This window comes from Stenotrophomonas sp. LGBM10 (genome assembly GCF_046736075.1).
In the GTDB taxonomy this organism is placed as follows: Bacteria; Pseudomonadota; Gammaproteobacteria; order Xanthomonadales; family Xanthomonadaceae; genus Stenotrophomonas.
In genome coordinates this window covers 963,610-981,457 of record NZ_CP177163.1, presented here as the reverse complement: position 1 = coordinate 981,457, position 17,848 = coordinate 963,610, and the positions used below count along the sequence as shown (strand labels likewise).

At 69.2% G+C, this 17,848-nt stretch carries 18 protein-coding genes; 10 read left to right on the top strand and 8 right to left on the bottom strand.

Features of this window, described 5'->3' with window-relative positions; genetic code table 11:
- Window positions 1–103 precede the first annotated feature (103 nt).
- Window positions 104–1,438 (top strand): 23S rRNA (uracil(1939)-C(5))-methyltransferase RlmD, encoded by a 1,335-nt coding sequence (gene rlmD, locus ACLB90_RS04195; protein ID WP_411851750.1) that lies wholly within the window; start codon window positions 104–106, stop codon window positions 1,436–1,438.
- 22 nt (window positions 1,439–1,460) lie between these two features.
- Here the strand turns inward: rlmD and ACLB90_RS04190 are convergent, their stop codons facing one another.
- Window positions 1,461–2,099, bottom strand: a complete 639-nt coding sequence (locus ACLB90_RS04190) for a hypothetical protein (protein WP_411851749.1) — start codon at window positions 2,097–2,099, stop codon at window positions 1,461–1,463.
- A gap of 59 nt (window positions 2,100–2,158) precedes the next feature.
- Here ACLB90_RS04190 and ACLB90_RS04185 point away from each other — a divergent pair, with 59 nt between their 5' ends.
- From ACLB90_RS04185 to ACLB90_RS04150, 8 genes are all read left to right on the top strand, one after another.
- Complete coding sequence (locus ACLB90_RS04185; protein ID WP_411851748.1) at window positions 2,159–2,650, top strand: CYTH domain-containing protein; 492 nt, start codon at window positions 2,159–2,161, stop codon at window positions 2,648–2,650.
- A gap of 209 nt (window positions 2,651–2,859) precedes the next feature.
- Complete coding sequence (locus tag ACLB90_RS04180; RefSeq protein WP_411851747.1) at window positions 2,860–3,510, top strand: DsbA family oxidoreductase; 651 nt, start codon at window positions 2,860–2,862, stop codon at window positions 3,508–3,510.
- Between the two features lie 98 nt (window positions 3,511–3,608).
- Window positions 3,609–4,616 (top strand): beta-N-acetylhexosaminidase, encoded by a 1,008-nt coding sequence (gene nagZ, locus ACLB90_RS04175; protein WP_411851746.1) that lies wholly within the window; start codon window positions 3,609–3,611, stop codon window positions 4,614–4,616.
- Window positions 4,616–5,170 (top strand): hypoxanthine-guanine phosphoribosyltransferase, encoded by a 555-nt coding sequence (locus ACLB90_RS04170; protein ID WP_411851745.1) that lies wholly within the window; start codon window positions 4,616–4,618, stop codon window positions 5,168–5,170. Before nagZ ends, ACLB90_RS04170 begins: the two co-directional genes overlap by 1 nt.
- On the top strand, window positions 5,170–5,916 hold the full coding sequence (locus ACLB90_RS04165) for an S-methyl-5'-thioinosine phosphorylase (protein ID WP_026070968.1): 747 nt from the start codon (window positions 5,170–5,172) through the stop codon (window positions 5,914–5,916). Before ACLB90_RS04170 ends, ACLB90_RS04165 begins: the two co-directional genes overlap by 1 nt.
- 88 nt (window positions 5,917–6,004) lie before the next feature.
- Complete coding sequence (locus ACLB90_RS04160; RefSeq protein ID WP_017357288.1) at window positions 6,005–6,211, top strand: cold-shock protein; 207 nt, start codon at window positions 6,005–6,007, stop codon at window positions 6,209–6,211.
- A gap of 87 nt (window positions 6,212–6,298) precedes the next feature.
- Complete coding sequence (locus tag ACLB90_RS04155) at window positions 6,299–7,540, top strand: FAD-dependent oxidoreductase (protein ID WP_411851744.1); 1,242 nt, start codon at window positions 6,299–6,301, stop codon at window positions 7,538–7,540.
- Between the two features lie 217 nt (window positions 7,541–7,757).
- Entirely contained in the window at window positions 7,758–8,027 is a 270-nt protein-coding gene (locus ACLB90_RS04150) for a hypothetical protein (RefSeq protein WP_411852695.1), read from the top strand.
- 31 nt (window positions 8,028–8,058) lie between these two features.
- Here the strand turns inward: ACLB90_RS04150 and pdeM are convergent, their stop codons facing one another.
- From pdeM to ACLB90_RS04130, 4 genes are read right to left on the bottom strand one after another with little or no spacing between them, the layout of a single operon-like run.
- Entirely contained in the window at window positions 8,059–8,703 is a 645-nt protein-coding gene (gene pdeM, locus ACLB90_RS04145) for a ligase-associated DNA damage response endonuclease PdeM (RefSeq protein ID WP_411851743.1), read from the bottom strand.
- On the bottom strand, window positions 8,693–11,137 hold the full coding sequence (locus tag ACLB90_RS04140; RefSeq protein ID WP_411852694.1) for a ligase-associated DNA damage response DEXH box helicase: 2,445 nt from the start codon (window positions 11,135–11,137) through the stop codon (window positions 8,693–8,695). The genes pdeM and ACLB90_RS04140 overlap by 11 nt, the downstream gene beginning before the upstream one ends.
- Before the next feature lie 14 nt (window positions 11,138–11,151).
- Complete coding sequence (locus ACLB90_RS04135; RefSeq protein WP_411851742.1) at window positions 11,152–12,756, bottom strand: ATP-dependent DNA ligase; 1,605 nt, start codon at window positions 12,754–12,756, stop codon at window positions 11,152–11,154.
- The gene (locus ACLB90_RS04130) at window positions 12,753–13,760 is read right to left on the bottom strand and encodes a ligase-associated DNA damage response exonuclease (RefSeq protein WP_411851741.1); all 1,008 of its coding nucleotides are present in this window, start codon (window positions 13,758–13,760) and stop codon (window positions 12,753–12,755) included. The genes ACLB90_RS04135 and ACLB90_RS04130 overlap by 4 nt, the downstream gene beginning before the upstream one ends.
- Window positions 13,761–13,866: 106 nt before the next feature.
- On the opposite strand from ACLB90_RS04130, the gene ACLB90_RS04125 reads away from it, so the two are divergent.
- Window positions 13,867–15,498, top strand: a complete 1,632-nt coding sequence (locus tag ACLB90_RS04125) for an acyl-CoA dehydrogenase family protein (protein ID WP_411851740.1) — start codon at window positions 13,867–13,869, stop codon at window positions 15,496–15,498.
- A 77-nt stretch (window positions 15,499–15,575) separates the two neighbouring features.
- On the opposite strand, the gene ACLB90_RS04120 is transcribed toward ACLB90_RS04125, so the two are convergent.
- The 3 genes from ACLB90_RS04120 to ACLB90_RS04110 form a co-directional block, all read right to left on the bottom strand.
- Window positions 15,576–15,980, bottom strand: coding sequence for a hypothetical protein (locus tag ACLB90_RS04120; RefSeq protein WP_411851739.1), 405 nt, complete (start codon window positions 15,978–15,980; stop codon window positions 15,576–15,578).
- Between the two features lie 133 nt (window positions 15,981–16,113).
- On the bottom strand, window positions 16,114–16,455 hold the full coding sequence (locus tag ACLB90_RS04115) for a hypothetical protein (RefSeq protein ID WP_136003134.1): 342 nt from the start codon (window positions 16,453–16,455) through the stop codon (window positions 16,114–16,116).
- 124 nt (window positions 16,456–16,579) lie between these two features.
- Window positions 16,580–17,755, bottom strand: coding sequence for a thiolase family protein (locus tag ACLB90_RS04110; protein WP_411851738.1), 1,176 nt, complete (start codon window positions 17,753–17,755; stop codon window positions 16,580–16,582).
- Between the last annotated feature and the right edge of the window lie 93 nt (window positions 17,756–17,848).

The window sequence follows — 17,848 nt, the reverse complement described above, 5'->3', positions numbered from 1 at the left end:
GCCCATATTAAACAGGTCCGGGGCCGCTGCAAACGGTTTCTGAGCAGCCCAATGCCTCCATCTGCGACAATACGCACCCTTTTTGCCCGCAGCCTGTTGCCACGTGGCCCGAACCCGCTCCCGCCTCGACCGTACCCCCTTCCAGACCGACATCCTCGACCTCAGCCACGATGGCCGTGGCGTGGCCCGCCGTGACGGCGAGGGTGGCAAGGTCACCTTCATCACCGGCGCGCTGCCGGGCGAAGTGGTGACCGCCGAACCGACCGCCCGCAACCGCCACTTCGACGAGGCACGCACGCTGGAGGTGGTGACCGCCTCGCCGCAGCGCGTGACGCCGCGCTGCCCGCATTTCGGCGTGTGCGCCGGCTGCGTGCTGCAGCACCTGGAGGAGTCGCAGCAGATCGTGGCCAAGCAGCGGGTGCTGATGGACAACCTGACCCGCATCGGCCACGTCACCCCGGGCACCGTGCTGCCGCCGCTGGTCGGTGACAGCTGGGGCTACCGCCGCAAGGGGCGGTTCTCGGTGCGTCGGGTCGAGAAGAAGGACAAGACCCTGGTCGGCTTCCGCGAGCAGGACCCGCGCTTCGTCGCGGACCTGTCGCAGTGCCTGACCGTGATCCCGGAGATCGGCAGCAAGGTCGGCGCGATGGCCACCTTCATCGAGACCTTGGACGGCAAGCGCGACATCCCGCAGATCGAGTTCATCGCCGGCGACGACGCGATCATGCTGACGATCCGCCACATGCAGCCGCTCAGCGACGCCGACCGTGCCGCGTGGACCGCCTTCGGGCAGGAACACGGCTTTGCGATCTCGCTGCAGCCCGGTGGCGTGGAGTCGGTGCAGCCGCTGTGGCCGGCCGAGGTGCCGTTGTCGTTCAAACTGGCGCCGTGGGATGTCGAGCTGGCCTTCCGGCCGCTGGACTTCATCCAGGTGAACGCATCGCTCAACGTGAAGATGATCGCGCTGGCGCTGGAACTGCTCGACGCCGGCCCGGACGAGCGGGTGCTCGATCTGTTCTGCGGCCTGGGCAACTTCACCCTGCCGCTGGCACGTACCGTGCGCGAAGTGGTCGGCGTGGAAGGCGATCCGGGCCTGGTGGCGCGTGCACGCGAAAACGCCGAGCGCAATGGTCTGGACAACGCCCAGTTCCATGCCGCGGACCTGACCCAGGACCAGCGCCAGACGCCGTGGATGCGGCAGGGCTTCGACAAGCTGCTGCTGGACCCGCCGCGCTCGGGTGCCATCGAAGTGCTGCAGCAGCTGCCGCTGAAGCAGTTCAAGCGCATCGTCTACGTCAGCTGCCATCCCGGCTCGCTGGCGCGTGACGCTGGCTATCTGGTCAACGAACAGGGCTTCACCCTGGTCTCGGCCGGCGCAATGGACATGTTCCCGCACACCGCGCACGTGGAAAGCATCGCGGTGTTCGAGAAGCGCTGACGCAGTTCGCCGGCCGCGTCCGCTACTGCGGCGTGGCCGGTGCGTTCTGCCACTGTCCGTCCACCCGGATGAACGCCATCGGCTGGCGACCCTGCTCACCGGCGACGCGCGCGCTGACCTGGCATTCGATCACCGGCGCGTCCTCGCCGATGTCGCACGCATCCACCCCGACCACGTCGGCCGTGCGCGCCGCCTGTGCCAGATCGGCACGCGCGCCAGCGTCTGCCTCCTGCGCGGCGCGCGCGATGAACGTCTCGCGCAGCAGGACCTGCACGCGGTCCGTCGGCGGAACGGGCACCGGGAGGTGGCGCTGTTCGATCGGCATCGTCCAATGTCCCTCTGCGTGGGTAAAGCGCAGCAGGCGATAGACCGGCTCCGGACCGGCCTGCGCGGTCGTGATGCAGTCCACCGTGGGGATGGCGGCACCGCTGTGCGGCATGCAGCTGGACAACGCCAGCAGGCGGGGACGAAACGCCTCGGCGACCATGCGGCTGCTGTCGGTGGCCGGCCGGTCGGCGAGGGCGGCATCGAACAGTGCGTCCATCGCCGACTGTGCCTGCGCCAGCGTGGGGATGCCCGGCGTGGCAGCGCTGGCGGCCAGCGGGAGCAGCGCCAGGGTGGTGAGGGCGATGCGGCGCAGGGTGGGGCGATGGCGTGTCATCGTGGCGGGATCCTTGCAGGGGGCGCGCAGTGTAGGCGCCGCGCGGCCATACTGTGCGCATGGGCATTGAAATCGAACGCAAATTCCTCGTCACCGGCGACGGCTGGCGCACCGCCGCGCACGCGGTAATCCCGATGGCGCAGGGCTACATCAACGACGCTGCCGCGCTCGACAGTGGCGCGCAGAAGGCCTCGGTGCGCGTGCGCATCCAGGGCGGGCAGGCGTTCCTCAATCTGAAGTCGCGCGAGATCGGCCACACCCGGCAGGAGTTCGACTATCCGATTCCGGTGGACGACGCGCGAGCGCTGCTCGCATTGAGCGTCGGCGGACTGATCGACAAGCGCCGGCATCTGGTCGAACACGGCGGGCTGGTCTGGGAGGTCGATGAATTCCTCGGCGACAACGCCGGGCTGGTGGTGGCCGAGGTCGAGCTGGAGCACGCCGACCAGTCCATCGCCATGCCGGCATGGGTGGGCGAGGAAGTCACCGACGACGTGCGCTACTACAACCTGGCGCTGGCCGCCCATCCGTTCAGCCGCTGGGTCAGGTAGCAGCGGGCGCAGTGCGCTTCTCCGCTCGGGTCCAGCGCGAGCGTGAAGGGCCCCGTCGCGGCGCGCACCGCGACGGGGCTCGGCGTAGCCCGAATCCCGCATGTAGTGCCGGCCGCTGGCCGGCTTCTGCAAGGCGCCAGTGGCCCATCTCCCGCCGCCCCTCCCGCCGCCCCCTTTTTTCCGCAGACCGGCATCCCCATCTCCGGGAGATGAAAATCGATATCTGGTCGGACGTGGTGTGCCCCTGGTGCTGGATCGGTAAACACCGGTTCGAGCAGGGCCTGGCCCTTCTGGGCGACGATGCGCCCGAGGTCGAGGTGCGTTGGCGGCCGTTCCAGCTGGATCCGGACGCCGGCACCACCCCGGTGCCGCTGCGCGAGGCCTACCGGGCCAAGTTCGGCAGTGCCGAGCGCACCGGACAGATCCTTTCCCAGACCCAGGCCACGGCGCGTGCCGAAGGCCTGCCGATGGACTTCGACCAGGACCAGGTGCGGGTCACCACGCTGCCGGCCCACCGCCTGTTGTGGCTGGCCGGGCGCGAGGGCGTGCAGGCGGCGGTGGGCGAGGCGCTGTTCCGGGCGCATTTCGTTCACGGGCGCAATCTGGCCGATCCGCAGACGCTGATCGAGGCTGCGGCTGCTGGCGGGATCCCCGCTGACCGGGTGACCGCGCTGCTGGCCGGTGAGGAGGGCATGGAGGAGATCCAGGCCGACCTCGCCCAGGCCCGCGCGGTGGGCATTCAGTCGGTGCCCACCTTTGTGATCAATGACCGCTACGCCGTGCAGGGTGCCCAGCCGCCCGAGGCGTTTGCCCAGGCGCTGCGGCAGATCGCGGCGGAAGGCGCGGCGGGAGCTTCCTGACCGACGTGGCCACGGCCGCGCGGTCGTGGCCCACGGCGCGCGGGTTCTGCGACAATGCGGCGGTGCGCCATCGCGGCGCCCCGTATTGGAGATGACCCATGCTCGTGATCGGCGTCGCCGGCACCGAACTCACCGCCCAGGAGCGGCAGTGGCTGCAGCATGACGCCGTGGCCGGTGTCATCCTGTTCAAGCGCAATTTTGCCTCGCGCGAGCAGGTTGCCGCGTTGTCGGCCGCGATCCGCGCCGCCGCGCCGCGTCCGATCCTGATCTGCGTGGACCAGGAAGGCGGCCGCGTGCAGCGCTTCCGTGACGGCTACAGCGCGCTGCCGCCGCTGCAGGGCTTCGATGCGCAGTATGCCAAGGACCCCGAGGCCGCCCTGGCCCTGGCCGAGCAGCATGCCTGGCTGATGGCCAGCGAAGTGCGCGCCAGCGGTGTGGACCTGAGCTTCGCGCCAGTGGTCGACCTGGGCCGGGGCAACCTGGCCATCGGCGACCGCGCCTTCAGCGCCGATCCGGCCGTGGTGGCCGCGTTCACCCGCGCCTACGTGCGCGGCATGCACAGCGTTGGCATGGCCGCCACGCTCAAACACTTCCCCGGCCACGGCACGGTGAAGGAAGACACCCACGTCGACGATGCCAGCGACCCGCGCACGCTGGATGAACTGCGCGCGCTGGACCTGGTGCCGTTCGTGGCCGGCATCGAGGCCGGTGCCGACGCGGTGATGATGGCCCATGTGGTCTACCCGCAGGTGGCGCCGGAGCCGGCAGGCTACTCGCCACGCTGGATCGAGCAGATCCTGCGCGGGGAGATGGGCTTCCGCGGCGTGGTGTTCTCCGACGACATCGGCATGGCTGCATCGTTCTCCGCCGGTGGCGTGAAGGCGCGCGTGGATGCGCACCTGGACGCCGGCTGCGACGTGGTGCTGGTCTGCCACCCCGAACTGGTGGAAGAATCGCTGCGCGCGGTCGAAGGCCGCACCCTCAATACCGCCGCGTTGCTGGGCCTGATCGGCCGCGGCGCGCTGGGCTGGGACGGCCTGCTGGCCGATACCCGCCACGGCAACACCCAATCCCGTTTGCTTGACACCCTTGGAAGAACCGTCTGATGCCCAACCTCACCATTTCCCAGGCCCTGGCCCAGGCCGACCTGCTGGTCGACCGTCCCACCATCGACAAGGCCATCGGCGGCATCGCTGACGCCATCGCGCGCGATTACAAGGGCGAAGTGCCGTTGTTCCTGTCGATCATGCACGGCGCGCTGCCGTTCGCCGGCCAGCTCGCGCTGGAGCTGGGCGCCCGTGGCCAGGACGTGCAGTTCGATTACCTGCACGCGACCCGCTACCGCGGTGAAACCACCGGCGGCGACCTGGTCTGGAAGCACAAGCCGGCCACCGCGCTGTTCGGCCGCCGTGTGCTGCTGGTCGACGACATCCTCGATGAAGGCTACACGCTGCAGGGCGTGCGCACCTGGTGCCTGGAACAGGGCGCTACCGACGTGCGCATCGCCGCGCTGACGGTCAAGCAGCACGACCGCGCGCTGCCGGACATCAAGGCCGATTACGCCGGTATCGATCTGCCCGACCGTTACGTGTTCGGCTTCGGCATGGACGTCAACGAGACGCTGCGCTGCGTGCCGGCCATCTACGCGATGAAGGAATGATGGAACACATCGCACTGGCCGTCATCGGCGGCACCGGCGTCTACAAACTGGCCCAGCTTGACGATGTCAGCAGCCACCAGGTCGAGACGCGCTACGGCACTCCCTCCGGCCCGATCCGGGTCGGTACGCTGCTCGGCCAGCGCGTGGCGTTTCTGGCCCGTCACGGCGAAGGCCACTCGCTGCCGCCGCACAAGATCAATTACCGCGCCAATCTCGCTGCGCTGCAGCAGATTGGGGCAACGCGCGTGCTGGCGCTCAACACCGTCGGCGGCATCACCGACGCGTTCGGTCCGCGCGTGCTGGCCTGCCCGGACCAGTTGATCGACTACACCTGGGGACGCATTTCCACGCTGTGCGAAGAGCCCGGCAGCGAAGTGCTGCACGTGGACTTCGGGCATCCGTACACGCCGATGCTGCGCAGCAAGGTGTTGGCCGCGGCCAAGGTCACCGGCGTGCGTCTGCAGGACGGCGGGTGCTACGGCGCCACGCAGGGCCCGCGGCTGGAAACCAATGCGGAGATCGCACGCATGCGTCGCGACGGCTGCGATCTGGTCGGCATGACCGGCATGCCCGAAGCGAGCCTGGCGCGTGAACTCGGCCTGGATTACGCCTGCCTGGCGATCGTGGCCAACTGGGCGGCCGGGTGTGGCGATGGCGACGAAATCACGATGGCCGAAGTGCTGGCCAACGTCGATGCCGCGTCGGCAGGTTTGCCGGAACTGATCGGGGAATTGGCGCGGGGGTGATTGTCATTGCGGAACAAGCTTTGCATACTCCGGCAGTGCGCTGGTTGAGCGTACACCACCCATTCATTGAAGAAGGTCTCGCATTACCATGCCGAACGGTACCGTCAAGTGGTTCAACGACGCCAAGGGATTTGGCTTTATCTCGCCGGAGGACGGCAGCGCCGACGTCTTCGCGCACTTCTCCGCGATCAACGCCAAGGGTTTCCGCAGCCTGCAGGAAGGCCAGCGTGTCACGTACGACGTGACCCAGGGCCCGAAGGGCGCCCAGGCTTCGAACATTGTGCCGGCTGAGTGATTTTCTCGGTTGAGCATTGAAAACCCCGCTTCGGCGGGGTTTTTTTTGCGCACGGTGTGAACTTGATCACGCTCATAGGGACATGACATGACGCAGCCGCGCACGGTGGCGATCATCGGTTACGGCACGGCCGGCCAGGCATTGTCGATTCTTCTTTCACGCGATCATCACGTCGTGCACGTTTTCGAGCGCGCCAAAGCGCCGGGTCCGGTGGGAGCCGGGTTCCTGCTGCAACCCAGTGGCCTGGACGTGTTGTGGCAGATGGAGCTGTTGCCGCAGGTACTGCGATACGGTGCGCCGGTGCAGCGCCTGTACGGCGAAACACCCTGCGGGCGCGCTGTGATGGACATGCGTTACGCCGGACTGGCTGCGCACCTGCATGGTGTGGGCATGCAGCGCGGTGCCTTGTTCACGCTGTTGGCGCAGGCCTGGGAACACCCGGGCAACCTGCAGGCCGACACGGCGATCGTCGAGGTGGACAGCGCGCACGGCCGCGTGCGCGACGCGCGCGGGAAGTGGCACGGGCCCTACGATGTGGTGATTGCCGCCGATGGCGCTGCCTCCACGCTGCGCGCGCAGGTGGATGACGCGCGGCATGATCGTGAGTACCCGTGGGGCGCACTGTGGTGCCTGGTGGAGCGCCGCCATTGGCCGCACGGCGACGAACTGCGCCAGCGCTACCTGATGGCGCGCAGAATGATCGGCCTGCTGCCCGTAGGCACGCGGCCGGGGGATGACACGCCACGGCTCAGCTTCTTCTGGAGCCTGCCGCGCGATCACTTCGCGCAGTGGGAACGCGACGGCATGGCGCGGTGGCTGGACGACGTTGCAGCGCTATGGCCGGAGGCGCATGGATTGCTGCAGGACGTACCGCCGGAGGCGCTGGCACGCGCGAGCTATCGCGATACGCGGATGCGGCAGTGGCATCGCGGGCGGCTGGTGCTGGCCGGCGACGCGGCGCACGCGATGAGCCCGCAGTTGGGCCAGGGCGTGAACATGGCGCTGCTGGATGCGATCGCGTTGCGCGATGCGCTGCGTGCGCACACCGACCTCACGGCAGCGTTGCAGGCCTACCAGCAGCGGCGGCGTGCACACGTGGCGATCTATCAGTACTGGAGCCACTGGCTGACGCCGTTGTTCCAGTCCGAACGCGACATGCTGGCGCGTGCCCGCGACGTGGTGTTCGGGCCGATGGGGCGGGTGCCTGGCGGGCGCGGGCATATGCTGCGCGTGCTCAGCGGCACGCAGCACGGCTGGCTGGGGCGGTTGCCGCTGTCACCCGGGTTCGTGACGGCGATGGTTGAACGGGCGGCAGAACGCATCAGCTGATAACCACGCGTCACGATGTGAATGCGCGTGCGTGAAGGCGATTACGCCCTGCGTTGACGGTGAACTCACCGTCAACGTGCGACAACGGGAAAGCAGACGCAGCGATGCGTGCGCGCCTCGCGCGACATGATCCGGATTGTTCATCACCCCGGTTTTTTCCGTAGCGGTGCGTCTGCGCCCCAGGTCCCGTGTGGACCGTTATCCCAAGGAGATTGACATGTTGTTCTCGGCCGACACTCTCGAAAGTGAACTCAGCAAGCTGCGCGGTCTGTTGCAGATGCTGCACGAGGATCAGCCGGATGTGATGGAAGACGTATTCGAATTCCATGTCACCAGCCTCATCACGCACACCGCGCCGGAACACCATCCGCGCATCCGCAACGCGGCCCACGACATGCTGGTGGCGATCCAGCAGCAGCCGGCGCGCGCCGTGTCCCGCTCCCCCGAGATCCTGCTGATGCCGGGCACGCTGGTCCCCGCGATGTGATCCACCGCGCCGGCCGGCCAGCGGCCGGTCGTCAGCGCGGCGGCAACGCGATGGCCTGGTCTTCGACGCAGGCCACCAGCCGCTCACCATTCACCAGCACCGGCGCGATGCCTGCGGTGAACCGTGAAAACGCCGGCAGCACGGTGAGGCCCTCGCGCAACCAGAACGCCGGCCAGCGGCGCTGCATGCCGGGCAGACGCGCCAGCGGATGCAGATGGCCGCACAGCACGTGCAGGGTGGCGTGCGGGCGCGGATCATGGCGCAGCAGGAACGGCCCTTCCTGCACTTTTTCGCCGAGCAGTTCGATGCCGAGGTCGGCCTTGGGCAGGGCGCGGTCGTGATTGCCGGCGAGTGCGCCGATGTGCAGTGCGGGATGCTGTTCGCGCCATCCCTGCCACTGGCGGTACCAGGCGGCGCGATGCGCCACGCCGTGCAGTACATCGCCCAGAATCCACAGCGTGTCCACGCGATGCTGCTGCAGCAGCTGCGTCAGCCGCGCCAGGTCGTCGCCGGTGCCGCCGCTGGGCAGGCCGATGCCGGCACGCCGGAACAGATCGGCCTTGCCCAGATGCAGGTCGGCGATCAACAGCGCGCTGCGTGCCGGCCAGTACAACGCGCGTGCGCCGAGCAGCTGCACCGTCTCGCCAGCCAGCGTCAGCGCCAGGTCATTGCCCATGTCGTTTCTCCAGTTGCCGTGCTGCGCGCAGCACGCGGGTTTTCCAGTCTTCGTTGCTGAGCTGGCCACGCATCCGTTCGGCCCAGAGCGGGAACGAGAACGGCCCCAGGCTGGCAAGCGTCTGCACGCACAACGTGCGCGCCTGGCAGCGCCGCAGCGCCGCCGCCAGGCCGCCAAGGTCGAGCTGACTGTGCAGCACTTCGTGTTCGGCGAGCGTCAGCAGGATGTGATCCGGATCGTGCTGCCGCAGCACGTCGTACAGCAGGCCGCCGGATGCCTGCAGCTGGCGCAGGCTGCGCGGCGTGCGGCCTGGCAGCGCCGGCACCAGCATGCCGGACACGCGTGCGATGTCGCGGAACTGACGGCGGGCGAGCTCGCCGAGATTGAGGCTGTCGCGCAGATCCTCGAACAGTCCCTCCGGCTGCAGCAGGCGACGTATCTGCGCCGGCTCCACCGCCACCGCATGCGCAGGCGCGAGCACGAAGCCATAATCATTGGCGGCGTAGGCGAAGGTGTTGGTCTGCAGGCGCGTCCAGCGCATCGCCATCAACGCGGCGATGCCTTCGTTGACCTGCCGCCCCGCGAACGGGTACACGAACAGGTACTGGCCCTCGCGGCGGAGCACGGTTTCCACCAGCAGCCGCGTGGGGCCCGGCAGCTCCGACAGGCGCGCCTGCAGCTGCAGCAGCGGCGCCAGCCAGCGCAGTTCGGCGCTGTCGCCGGGCGTCTCCAGTACCGCCTCCATTTCGCGGCCCAACGCGTCGGACAGCGGCAACCGGCCGCCCTGCCAGCGCGGCACCACGCCGTCGCCGCCACGCGCCAGGCGCACATACGCGGTCATCTGCTCGAGCCGGACCAGCTCCAGCAGGCGCCCGGCAAACTGGAAACGATCGCCCGGCCGCAGACGCCCCACGAACTGTTCTTCCACCGCACCCAGCCGGCCACCGCGCAGGAACTGCACGGTCACGCTGCCGTCGCTGGTGATGGTGCCGATCGACAGGCGGTGGCGCAGCGCCACGCGGCGGTCGTGGACGCGGTACACGCCATCGTCGTCGCGCACGACCTTGTGGAAGTCCGGGTACTGCGCGAGCGCGCGGCCGCCCTGCACGATGAAGGCCAGCACGCCCGCCCACTGCGCCGCTTCCAGGCCGGCAAAAGCGTGGGTGCGGCGCACCTGCGCCAACAACGCATCGGCATCGAAGCCACCGCCGAGCGCACAGCTCACGCAATGCTGGGCCAGCACGTCCAGCGACAGGCGCAGCGGACGCCGCGCTTCGATCACGCCATCGGCCAGTGCGCGTCGCGCCGCCGCGTACTCCACCAGTTCCAGCGCATGCGATGGCACGCAGACGATATGCCCGGATTCCCCGGGACGATGGCGTGCACGACCGGCACGCTGCAGCAGGCGTGCGATGCCCTTGGGGCTGCCGATCTGCAGCACCTGGTCCACCGCCGGGAAGTCCACGCCGAGATCCAGGCTGGATGTGGCTACCACGCAGCGCAGGCGACCCTCGCGCAGACCCTCCTCGGCGGCGCGCCGCAGTGCAGGGTCCAGCGAGCCGTGGTGCAGTGCCAGCGTCGCCGGGTCCTCCGGCCATACCGCCGTCAACGCCTGGTGCCACAGTTCCGCGTGCGCGCGGGTGTTGGTGAACAGCAGGCTGGTGCGCGCCGACAGGAGGCGTTCCAGCACGCGCTGCAGCTGCGACAGGCCCAGATGCCCGGCCCACGGGAAGCGTTCGCCGTGCGCGGGCAGCAGCGTTTCCAGCGTCATCGGGCGGGGGCGGGCGCCGGCCACCAGCGGCGCATCGGGCCGGTCCGGCAGCAGCACCTCGCGTGCTTCGTCGAGGTTGCCCAGCGTCGCCGACAATCCCCACACCTGCAGCGACGGCAGTGCGTCGCGCAGGCGGCGCAGGTTCAACTGCAGCAGCACGCCGCGCTTGTTGCCGAGCAGTTCGTGCCACTCGTCGACCACCACGCAGCGCAGGTGCTGCAGGCGCGGCATCGTATCGGGATAGCTCAGCAGCAACGCCAGCGATTCGGGCGTGGTGACCAGCACGTCCACACGTCCTTCGCGCGCCAGGCGCTTGTCGCGCGCGCTGGCATCGCCAGTGCGCAGGCCCACCTGCCAGTCCAGGCCGAGGGCGGACAACGGCTCGCGCAGCGCACGCGCGGTGTCGGCGGCGAGCGCGCGCAGCGGAGTGATCCACAGTACCTGCAGGGCCGGCACGCGCTTGCCGGCGCGACCGCCGATGGGCGGCGGCGGATCGGACAGCGCCTGCAGCAGCGGGCCGCCGAACATCGCCAGGGTCTTGCCGCTGCCGGTGGGCGTATGCAGCAGGCCGGACTCGCCGGCCAGGTAATGACGCCACATGGTTTTCTGGAACGGCAGCGGCGCCCAGCCGCGGCTGGCAAACCACGCCACCAGGCGCGCCATCGCCTCGCGCCGCGTCACCGTGCCAGCGCCTGCAGCTGGGCCAGGGTGTCCGCTTCGCTGGCCGGCTTGTCCTGCCGCCAGCGCAGGATGCGCGGGAACCGCACGGCAACGCCGGATTTGTGCCGGCTGCTGCGGTTGACGCCCTCGAAGCCGAGTTCGAACACCTGTTCGCCGCGGACGCTGCGCACCGGGCCGAAGCGTTCGAGCGTGTTGGCACGGATCCAGCGGTCCAGCGCCAGGATTTCGGTGTCGTCCAGTCCCGAGTACGCCTTGGCCACCGGCACCAGCCGGTCGCCGTCCCACACGCCGAAGGTGTAATCGGTATACAGCGTGCTGCGCCGGCCGTGCCCGGACTGCGCATAGATCATCACCGCGTCGATGGTCAGTGGCTCGATCTTCCACTTCCACCAGTCGCCGCGACGTCGTCCGCTCTGGTACTGGGAATCGCCGCGCTTGAGCATCAGCCCTTCCACCCCGCGCTCGCGGGCGCCTGCCCGCAGCGTGGCGGCGGCATTCCAGTCCGCCGGATGGAGCTGTGGGGAGAGCTGCACCCGTGGGTCGCCCAGTGCGTCCAGTACGGTCGCCAGAGCGGCACGCCGCTGCGTCAGCGGCTGCAGCCGCAGGTCCTCGCCGTGCAGTTCCAGCAGGTCGTAGGCGAGCACGCGCACGGGCGTATCGCGCAGGGTCTTCGGGCCGGGCGCACGGCGCTGGATGCGGGTCTGCAAGGCGGTGAACGGCAGCGGCTGCGGCTCGTCATCGCGCCACGCGAGCAGTTCGCCATCGATCACGCACCCGTCCGGCAAGGCCATCGCGGCCGCCTCGATCTCCGGGAAGCGACCGTCCAGGCGCTCTTCGCCACGCGACCACAGCGCCACCTCGCCCTGCCGCCGCAGCAGCTGCAGGCGGATGCCATCCCACTTCCATTCGACCGTCCAGCCGGCAATGTCGCCCAGACGTTCCGCGTCGCCCTCCAGCGGGGATGCGAGGAAGAACGGGTACGGCTGCTGGCGGTCTTCCGGGCGTTCGGCCGGCGAGAGCAGGGCAGCCAGCAGACCGGGCGAGGGCACCCATGCGCCGAGCATGCGCTGGGCAATGCGGGCGATGTCGATGCCGGACAGTTCCGCCAGCGCCTGCTGCACCAGCCGTTGCGATACGCCCACGCGCAGCGCGCCGGTGAGCAGTTTGTTGAATACCAGCCGCTCGTCGAACGCCAGATCCCGCCACGCCCCCACCACCGTGGCGCGGCGCACCGGCTCGGCCTGGTTGGCCACCGGCAGCAGACGCTGCTCGATCCAGTCGGCGAGCGCGATGTCGGGTGCGCCGCCGGGGGGATCGTCCAGCAGCAGGGTGAGCGTTTCGGCGAGGTCGCCGACCTGGTCGTAGCTGTCATCGACCAGCCACGCGGGGGTGTCGGCGACCTCGGCGATCCACGCGCGCAGCTCGGCGCTGCCGGCGATTTTCTGCCGCGCGCTGGTGACCTTGCCACCGGACAGCAGGAACAGCGCCCACGCCGCGTCGTGCGGTGGCGCGTCGCGGAAATAGTCGACCAGCGCGGCGCGTTTGTCGCCGGTGGCGGTGCTGCGATCCAGCGTGCGGTACAGCGCGGCGAAGCGTTTCATTCCTCGTCCCCGTAGCCGGTGGCGAAGGCTTCGGCGGCGACGCCGCGCTCGCGCAGGAAGCGGATCAGCGCATCGGTATTGCCGTGCGTGGCGATCACCCGGCGCGCGCCGGTCTGCGCGATCGTACGCAGCAGGTCCGGCCAGTCGGCGTGATCGGAAACCACGAAGCCGCGATCGTAGTTGCGGCGGCGGCGGTTGCCGCGCAACCGCATCCAGCCCGATGCGAAGCCCAGCTGCGCGCCCTTGAAGCGCCGCATCCACGCGCTGCCGGCGGCCGATGGCGGCGCCAGCACCAGCTTGCCGGCGAAGTCGCTGCCGCGCGCCTGTTCGTTGACGGTTTCGGTGGCGAGCATGGCGATGCCGGCCTCGCGGTACACCGCCACGCCGGTGGCGATCGCGCCGTGCAGCAGTGCCGGCTGTGTGTCCAGGGGCAGCAGTTCGGCCAGCACCCGCTGCGCCTTGCCCAGTGCATAGCAGAGCAGTACGGCGGCTTCGCCGCGGGCTTCGCATTCCCTGCGCCAGGCGACGATGTCGGCTGCCACCTGCGGCGTGGGCGGCCAGCGATACACCGGCAATCCAAAGGTCGCCTCGGTGATGAACGTATCGCAGGGCACCACCTCGAACGGCGCGCAGGTGGGATCGGGTTGCCGCTTGTAGTCGCCGGAGGCCACCCAGACCTGGGTGCCGTCGTCGATGCGCACCTGTGCCGAGCCCAGCACGTGCCCGGCCGGATGCAGCGACACCTGCACGCCGCCAAGGCGGAAGCGCGCGCCGTACGCATGCGCGTCCAGCGCCACGTCGCCGAGCCGCCAGCGCAGGATCGGCACGCTGTCGGTGCTGCAGTAGTAGTGGCCCATGCCGCCGCGCGCATGATCGCCGTGGCCGTGGGTGATCACCGCACGCGGCACCGGGCGCCACGGGTCGATGTGGAAGTCGCCGGCCGGGCAGTACAGACCTTCCGGGCGCAGCACCACCAGGTCCGGTTTCGCAGAGGGAGAGGTCATGCCTGCACTGTGCCGCCGCGCTCGTGCAGGAGGCGAGAATCCGGCTGAACGGACGCCTGCGCGTGGATGCGGCAGAATCGGGCGGTCCACTGCCACGAGGCCTGCCATGACGCCCGAGCTGTCCGCCTTCGAGACCCATGTGGTGACCAACCAGCCGCCACCGTTCGGGGGCCGGCATCTGTGGGCCGACGATCTGGCCCTGGCCGAGGCGGTGCAGCGCGAGGGCGGCGCGGCGTTCGTGCCACGCCTGGCGGTGTACGGCGGGCTGGCCGGCGACGCGCTGTACCGGCTGGGATTCGATGCCAATCGCGACCGCCCGCGGCTGCGCACGCACGACGCGCAGGGCCACCGGATCGATACCGTCGAGTTCCATCCGGCGTACCACGCGCTGATGGACGCAGCCAAGTCGCACGGCGTGGCGGGCCTGTCCTGGCACGAGCCCGTGCCGGGCGCGCACGTGGCGCGCGCGGCACTGAGCTATCTGCACCACCAGGCCGAAGCCGGCACCAGTTGTCCGCTGACCATGACCCACGCGGCGGTGGCGGTGCTGCGCCAGGACCCGTTGCTGGCCGAATGGGCCGACAAGGCCGCCGCGCCGCATTACGACCCGCGCGACGTGCCGATCGCCGACAAGGCCGGCATCACCCTGGGCATGGGCATGACCGAAAAGCAGGGCGGTTCGGATGTGCGCAGCAACGCCACCCGTGCCGAACCGCAGGCCGACGGCAGCTACGCCCTGGTCGGGCACAAGTGGTTCTTTTCCGCGCCGATGTCCGATGGCTTTCTGGTGCTGGCGCAGGCGCCGGGCGGATTGACCTGTTTCCTGATGCCGCGGCGACTGGCCGACGGCAACCGCAACGCGTTCCACCTGATGCGCCTGAAGGACAAGCTTGGCGACTGGGCCAATGCATCCAGCGAGATCGAGCTGTGCGGTGCCTGGGCGCGGCGGGTGGGCGAGGAGGGGCGCGGCGTGGCCACGATCATCGGCATGGTGATGATGACGCGGCTGGACTGCATGCTCGGTGCCGCGGCGGAGATGCGCATGGCGCTGGCGCAGGCGCTGCACCACACGCGTCATCGCAGCAGTTTCGGCCGCCGCCTGTGCGACCACCCGTTGATGGCCAATGTACTGGCCGATCTGGCGATTGAATCCGAGGCGGCCACCGCGTTCGCCCTGCGCGTGGCGCGCGCGGTCGACCAGGCCCCGCAGGATGCACAACAGGCCGCCTTCGCGCGCATCGCCACGGCAGTGGGCAAGTACTGGGTGTGCAAACGCGCGGCGGTGTTCGTCAACGAAGCGCAGGAATGCCTGGGCGGCGCGGGGTATGTCGAGGAATCGATCCTGCCGCGGCTGTACCGGCAGGCCCCGTTGAATTCGATCTGGGAAGGCAGCGGCAACATCCAGTGCCTGGACGTGCTGCGTGCGCTGTCACGCGAGCCGCAGGTGCTGCCGGTGCTGGAGCAGGAACTGGGCAGCGCGGCCGGGCGCGACGCGATCTACGATGCGGCATGGCAGACGCTGCGCGGGCAGTTGGCGGCCACGCCGGGCGAGGCGCAGGCGCGCCGCATCACCGAGCGGCTGGCGCTGCTGCTGCAGGCCGCGGTGCTGCTGCGCGCCGACAGCCCGCTGGCGGCCGCCTTCATCCGCTCACGGCTCGGTGCCGAGCACGGCATGGCCTTTGGAACATTGCCATCGGATCTGGATTACGCGGCCGTCCTGGCCCGCGCGCTGCCCTGACCTGCACCCCGCACAACGCAGCACGCCCCTCCGGAGAGGGGCGTGCAGGGGGCATTACGCAGTAAAGGCGGCGTGGTTCAGTGCTTGGCCTCGTCGGCGTTCTTCTTCGCATCGTTGGCAACGTCGCGCGCCTTGTCGGCCACCTTCTGCGCGGCGTCGGCGGTGGAGTCGCTGGCATGCGCAGCAGCGTCCTTCGCGGCGTCCTTGGCCTCGCCGGCAGCCTCGGAGGTCGCGGCGGCGGCGCGGTCCAGCGCCTGCTGGGTATCGGCGGCGGCATGTTCGGAGGCGGCAGCGGCATCATCGGCGGCGCTGCGCGTCGCGGCCGCAGCCTTGTCCACGGCCTCGCGGGCGGCGGCGTTGGCGCTATCGGCCGCCTGGGCCGCATCCTGGCGCGCCTGCTCGGCTTCCGGCCCCTTGCACGCGGCCAAGGCCAGCAGCAGGGAGGCGGCCAGCAGGGAAGTGGTGATCGGACGGATGTTCATGGCGGTCTCCAGGACGGGAATCGTCGGGGAGGCCAGCCTATTCATGCCGGTGTGAAGACCGGGTTGTGGCAGGCAAAGAAAAAGCCGCTGGCGAACCAGCGGCTTCTTCAGACTTGCATGAAGAAAGAAGTTATTACTTCTTGGCTTCTTCAGCAGCGTCCTTGGCCTGCTCGGCGGTGCCTTCGGCAGCCTTGGCAGCGTCAGCAGCCTGGGCGGCAGCAGCGTCGGTGGCAGCGCCAGCAGCGGCAGCAGCGGCATCGGCCGAAGCGTCAGCAGCGGTGGTGGCGGTGTCAGCAGCAGCCTGGGCAGCGTCGGCAGCCGGGGCGCCAGCAGCAGCGGCCTGGTCGGCAGCGACCTGGGCGTCAGCGGCAGCTTCGTTGGCCGAAGCAGCGGCGTCAGCAGCCTGTTCCTGCTTGGAGCAGGCGGTCAGAGCCAGGCCCAGGGCCATCGCGATCAGCAGCTTGTTGATGCTCATTAGTGTGAATCCTCGTCGTTAGATTAGGCAACGCGCTATTGCGCGCCCGGCAACATGATGACAAGCCACGTTTGGCTGTCAAGCGATCGCGCATTCATTTTTGAGAAATGCGCGTTAAACCAAATCAAATCAATTCGATAGCGATGGCAGTTGCTTCGCCGCCACCGATGCAGAGGGTAGCAATGCCGCGCTTGGCGTCATGCTTGCGCAATGCGTTCACCAGCGTCACCACCAGCCGCGCGCCCGACGCACCGATCGGATGGCCCAGTGCGCAGGCACCACCATTCACGTTGAGCTTGTCGTGCGGGATGCCCAGTTCGAGCATCGGCGCCATCGCCACCACGGCGAAGGCCTCGTTGATCTCGAACAGGTCGACCTGGTCCAGCGTCCAGCCGGTTTTCTCCAGCAGTTTATGGATCGCACCGATCGGGGCGGTGGTGAACCATTCCGGTTCCTGGGAGTGGGTGGCATGGCCGACGATGCGCGCCAGCGGCTGCACACCGCGTGCCCGGGCGTCGTCCTCGGACAGCAGCACCACGGCGGCGGCGCCGTCGGAAATGCTGGACGAACTGGCGGCCGTCACCGTGCCGTCCTTCTTGAAGGCCGGGCGCAGGGTCGGGATCTTGGCGACGTCCGAGCGGTTGGGCTGTTCGTCCTGGGCGATGCTCACCTCGCCCTTGCGGGTGGTCACGGTGACCGCGACGATCTCGTCGTCGAAGGCACCGCTGGCCTGCGCGGCCTGCGCACGGCGCACCGATTCGATCGCGTAGGCATCCTGGGCTTCGCGGCTGACCTGGTACTTGTCCACCGCGCACTCGGCGAACTCGCCCATTGCCTTGCCGTCGTAGGCATTGACCAGGCCGTCGTGGGCCATGTGGTCCACTGCCTGGAAGTTGCCGAAGCGGGTGCCGGTACGTGAATTGGGGATCAGGTGCGGCGCGTTGGACATCGACTCCATGCCGCCGGCGACCACGATGCTGGCCGAGCCGGCCTTGATCAGGTCATGGCCCAGCATGATGGCCTTCATGCCCGAACCGCACACCTTGTTCAGGGTGGTGGCGCCGGTGGACAGCGGCAGCCCGGCGGCGATGGCGGCCTGGCGGGCCGGCGCCTGGCCGAGGTTGGCCGGCAGCACGCAGCCCATGATCACTTCGGAGACATCCGCAGCCGGGACGCCCGACTGTTCCAGGGCCGCGGCGATCGCGGTGGCGCCCAGGGTGGGCGTGGGAACGCCGTTGAACTGGCCGAGGAAGGAACCGATGGCAGTGCGCTTGGCGGCGGCGATGACGATGTTGGACATGGCAATCTCGTTGGTGCGTGAGCGATATTCGGAATGGGACGGCAGGCATTGGAAGCCGGCGCGAATCCCGTCAGACTGCGTGGGGGTCGGCCC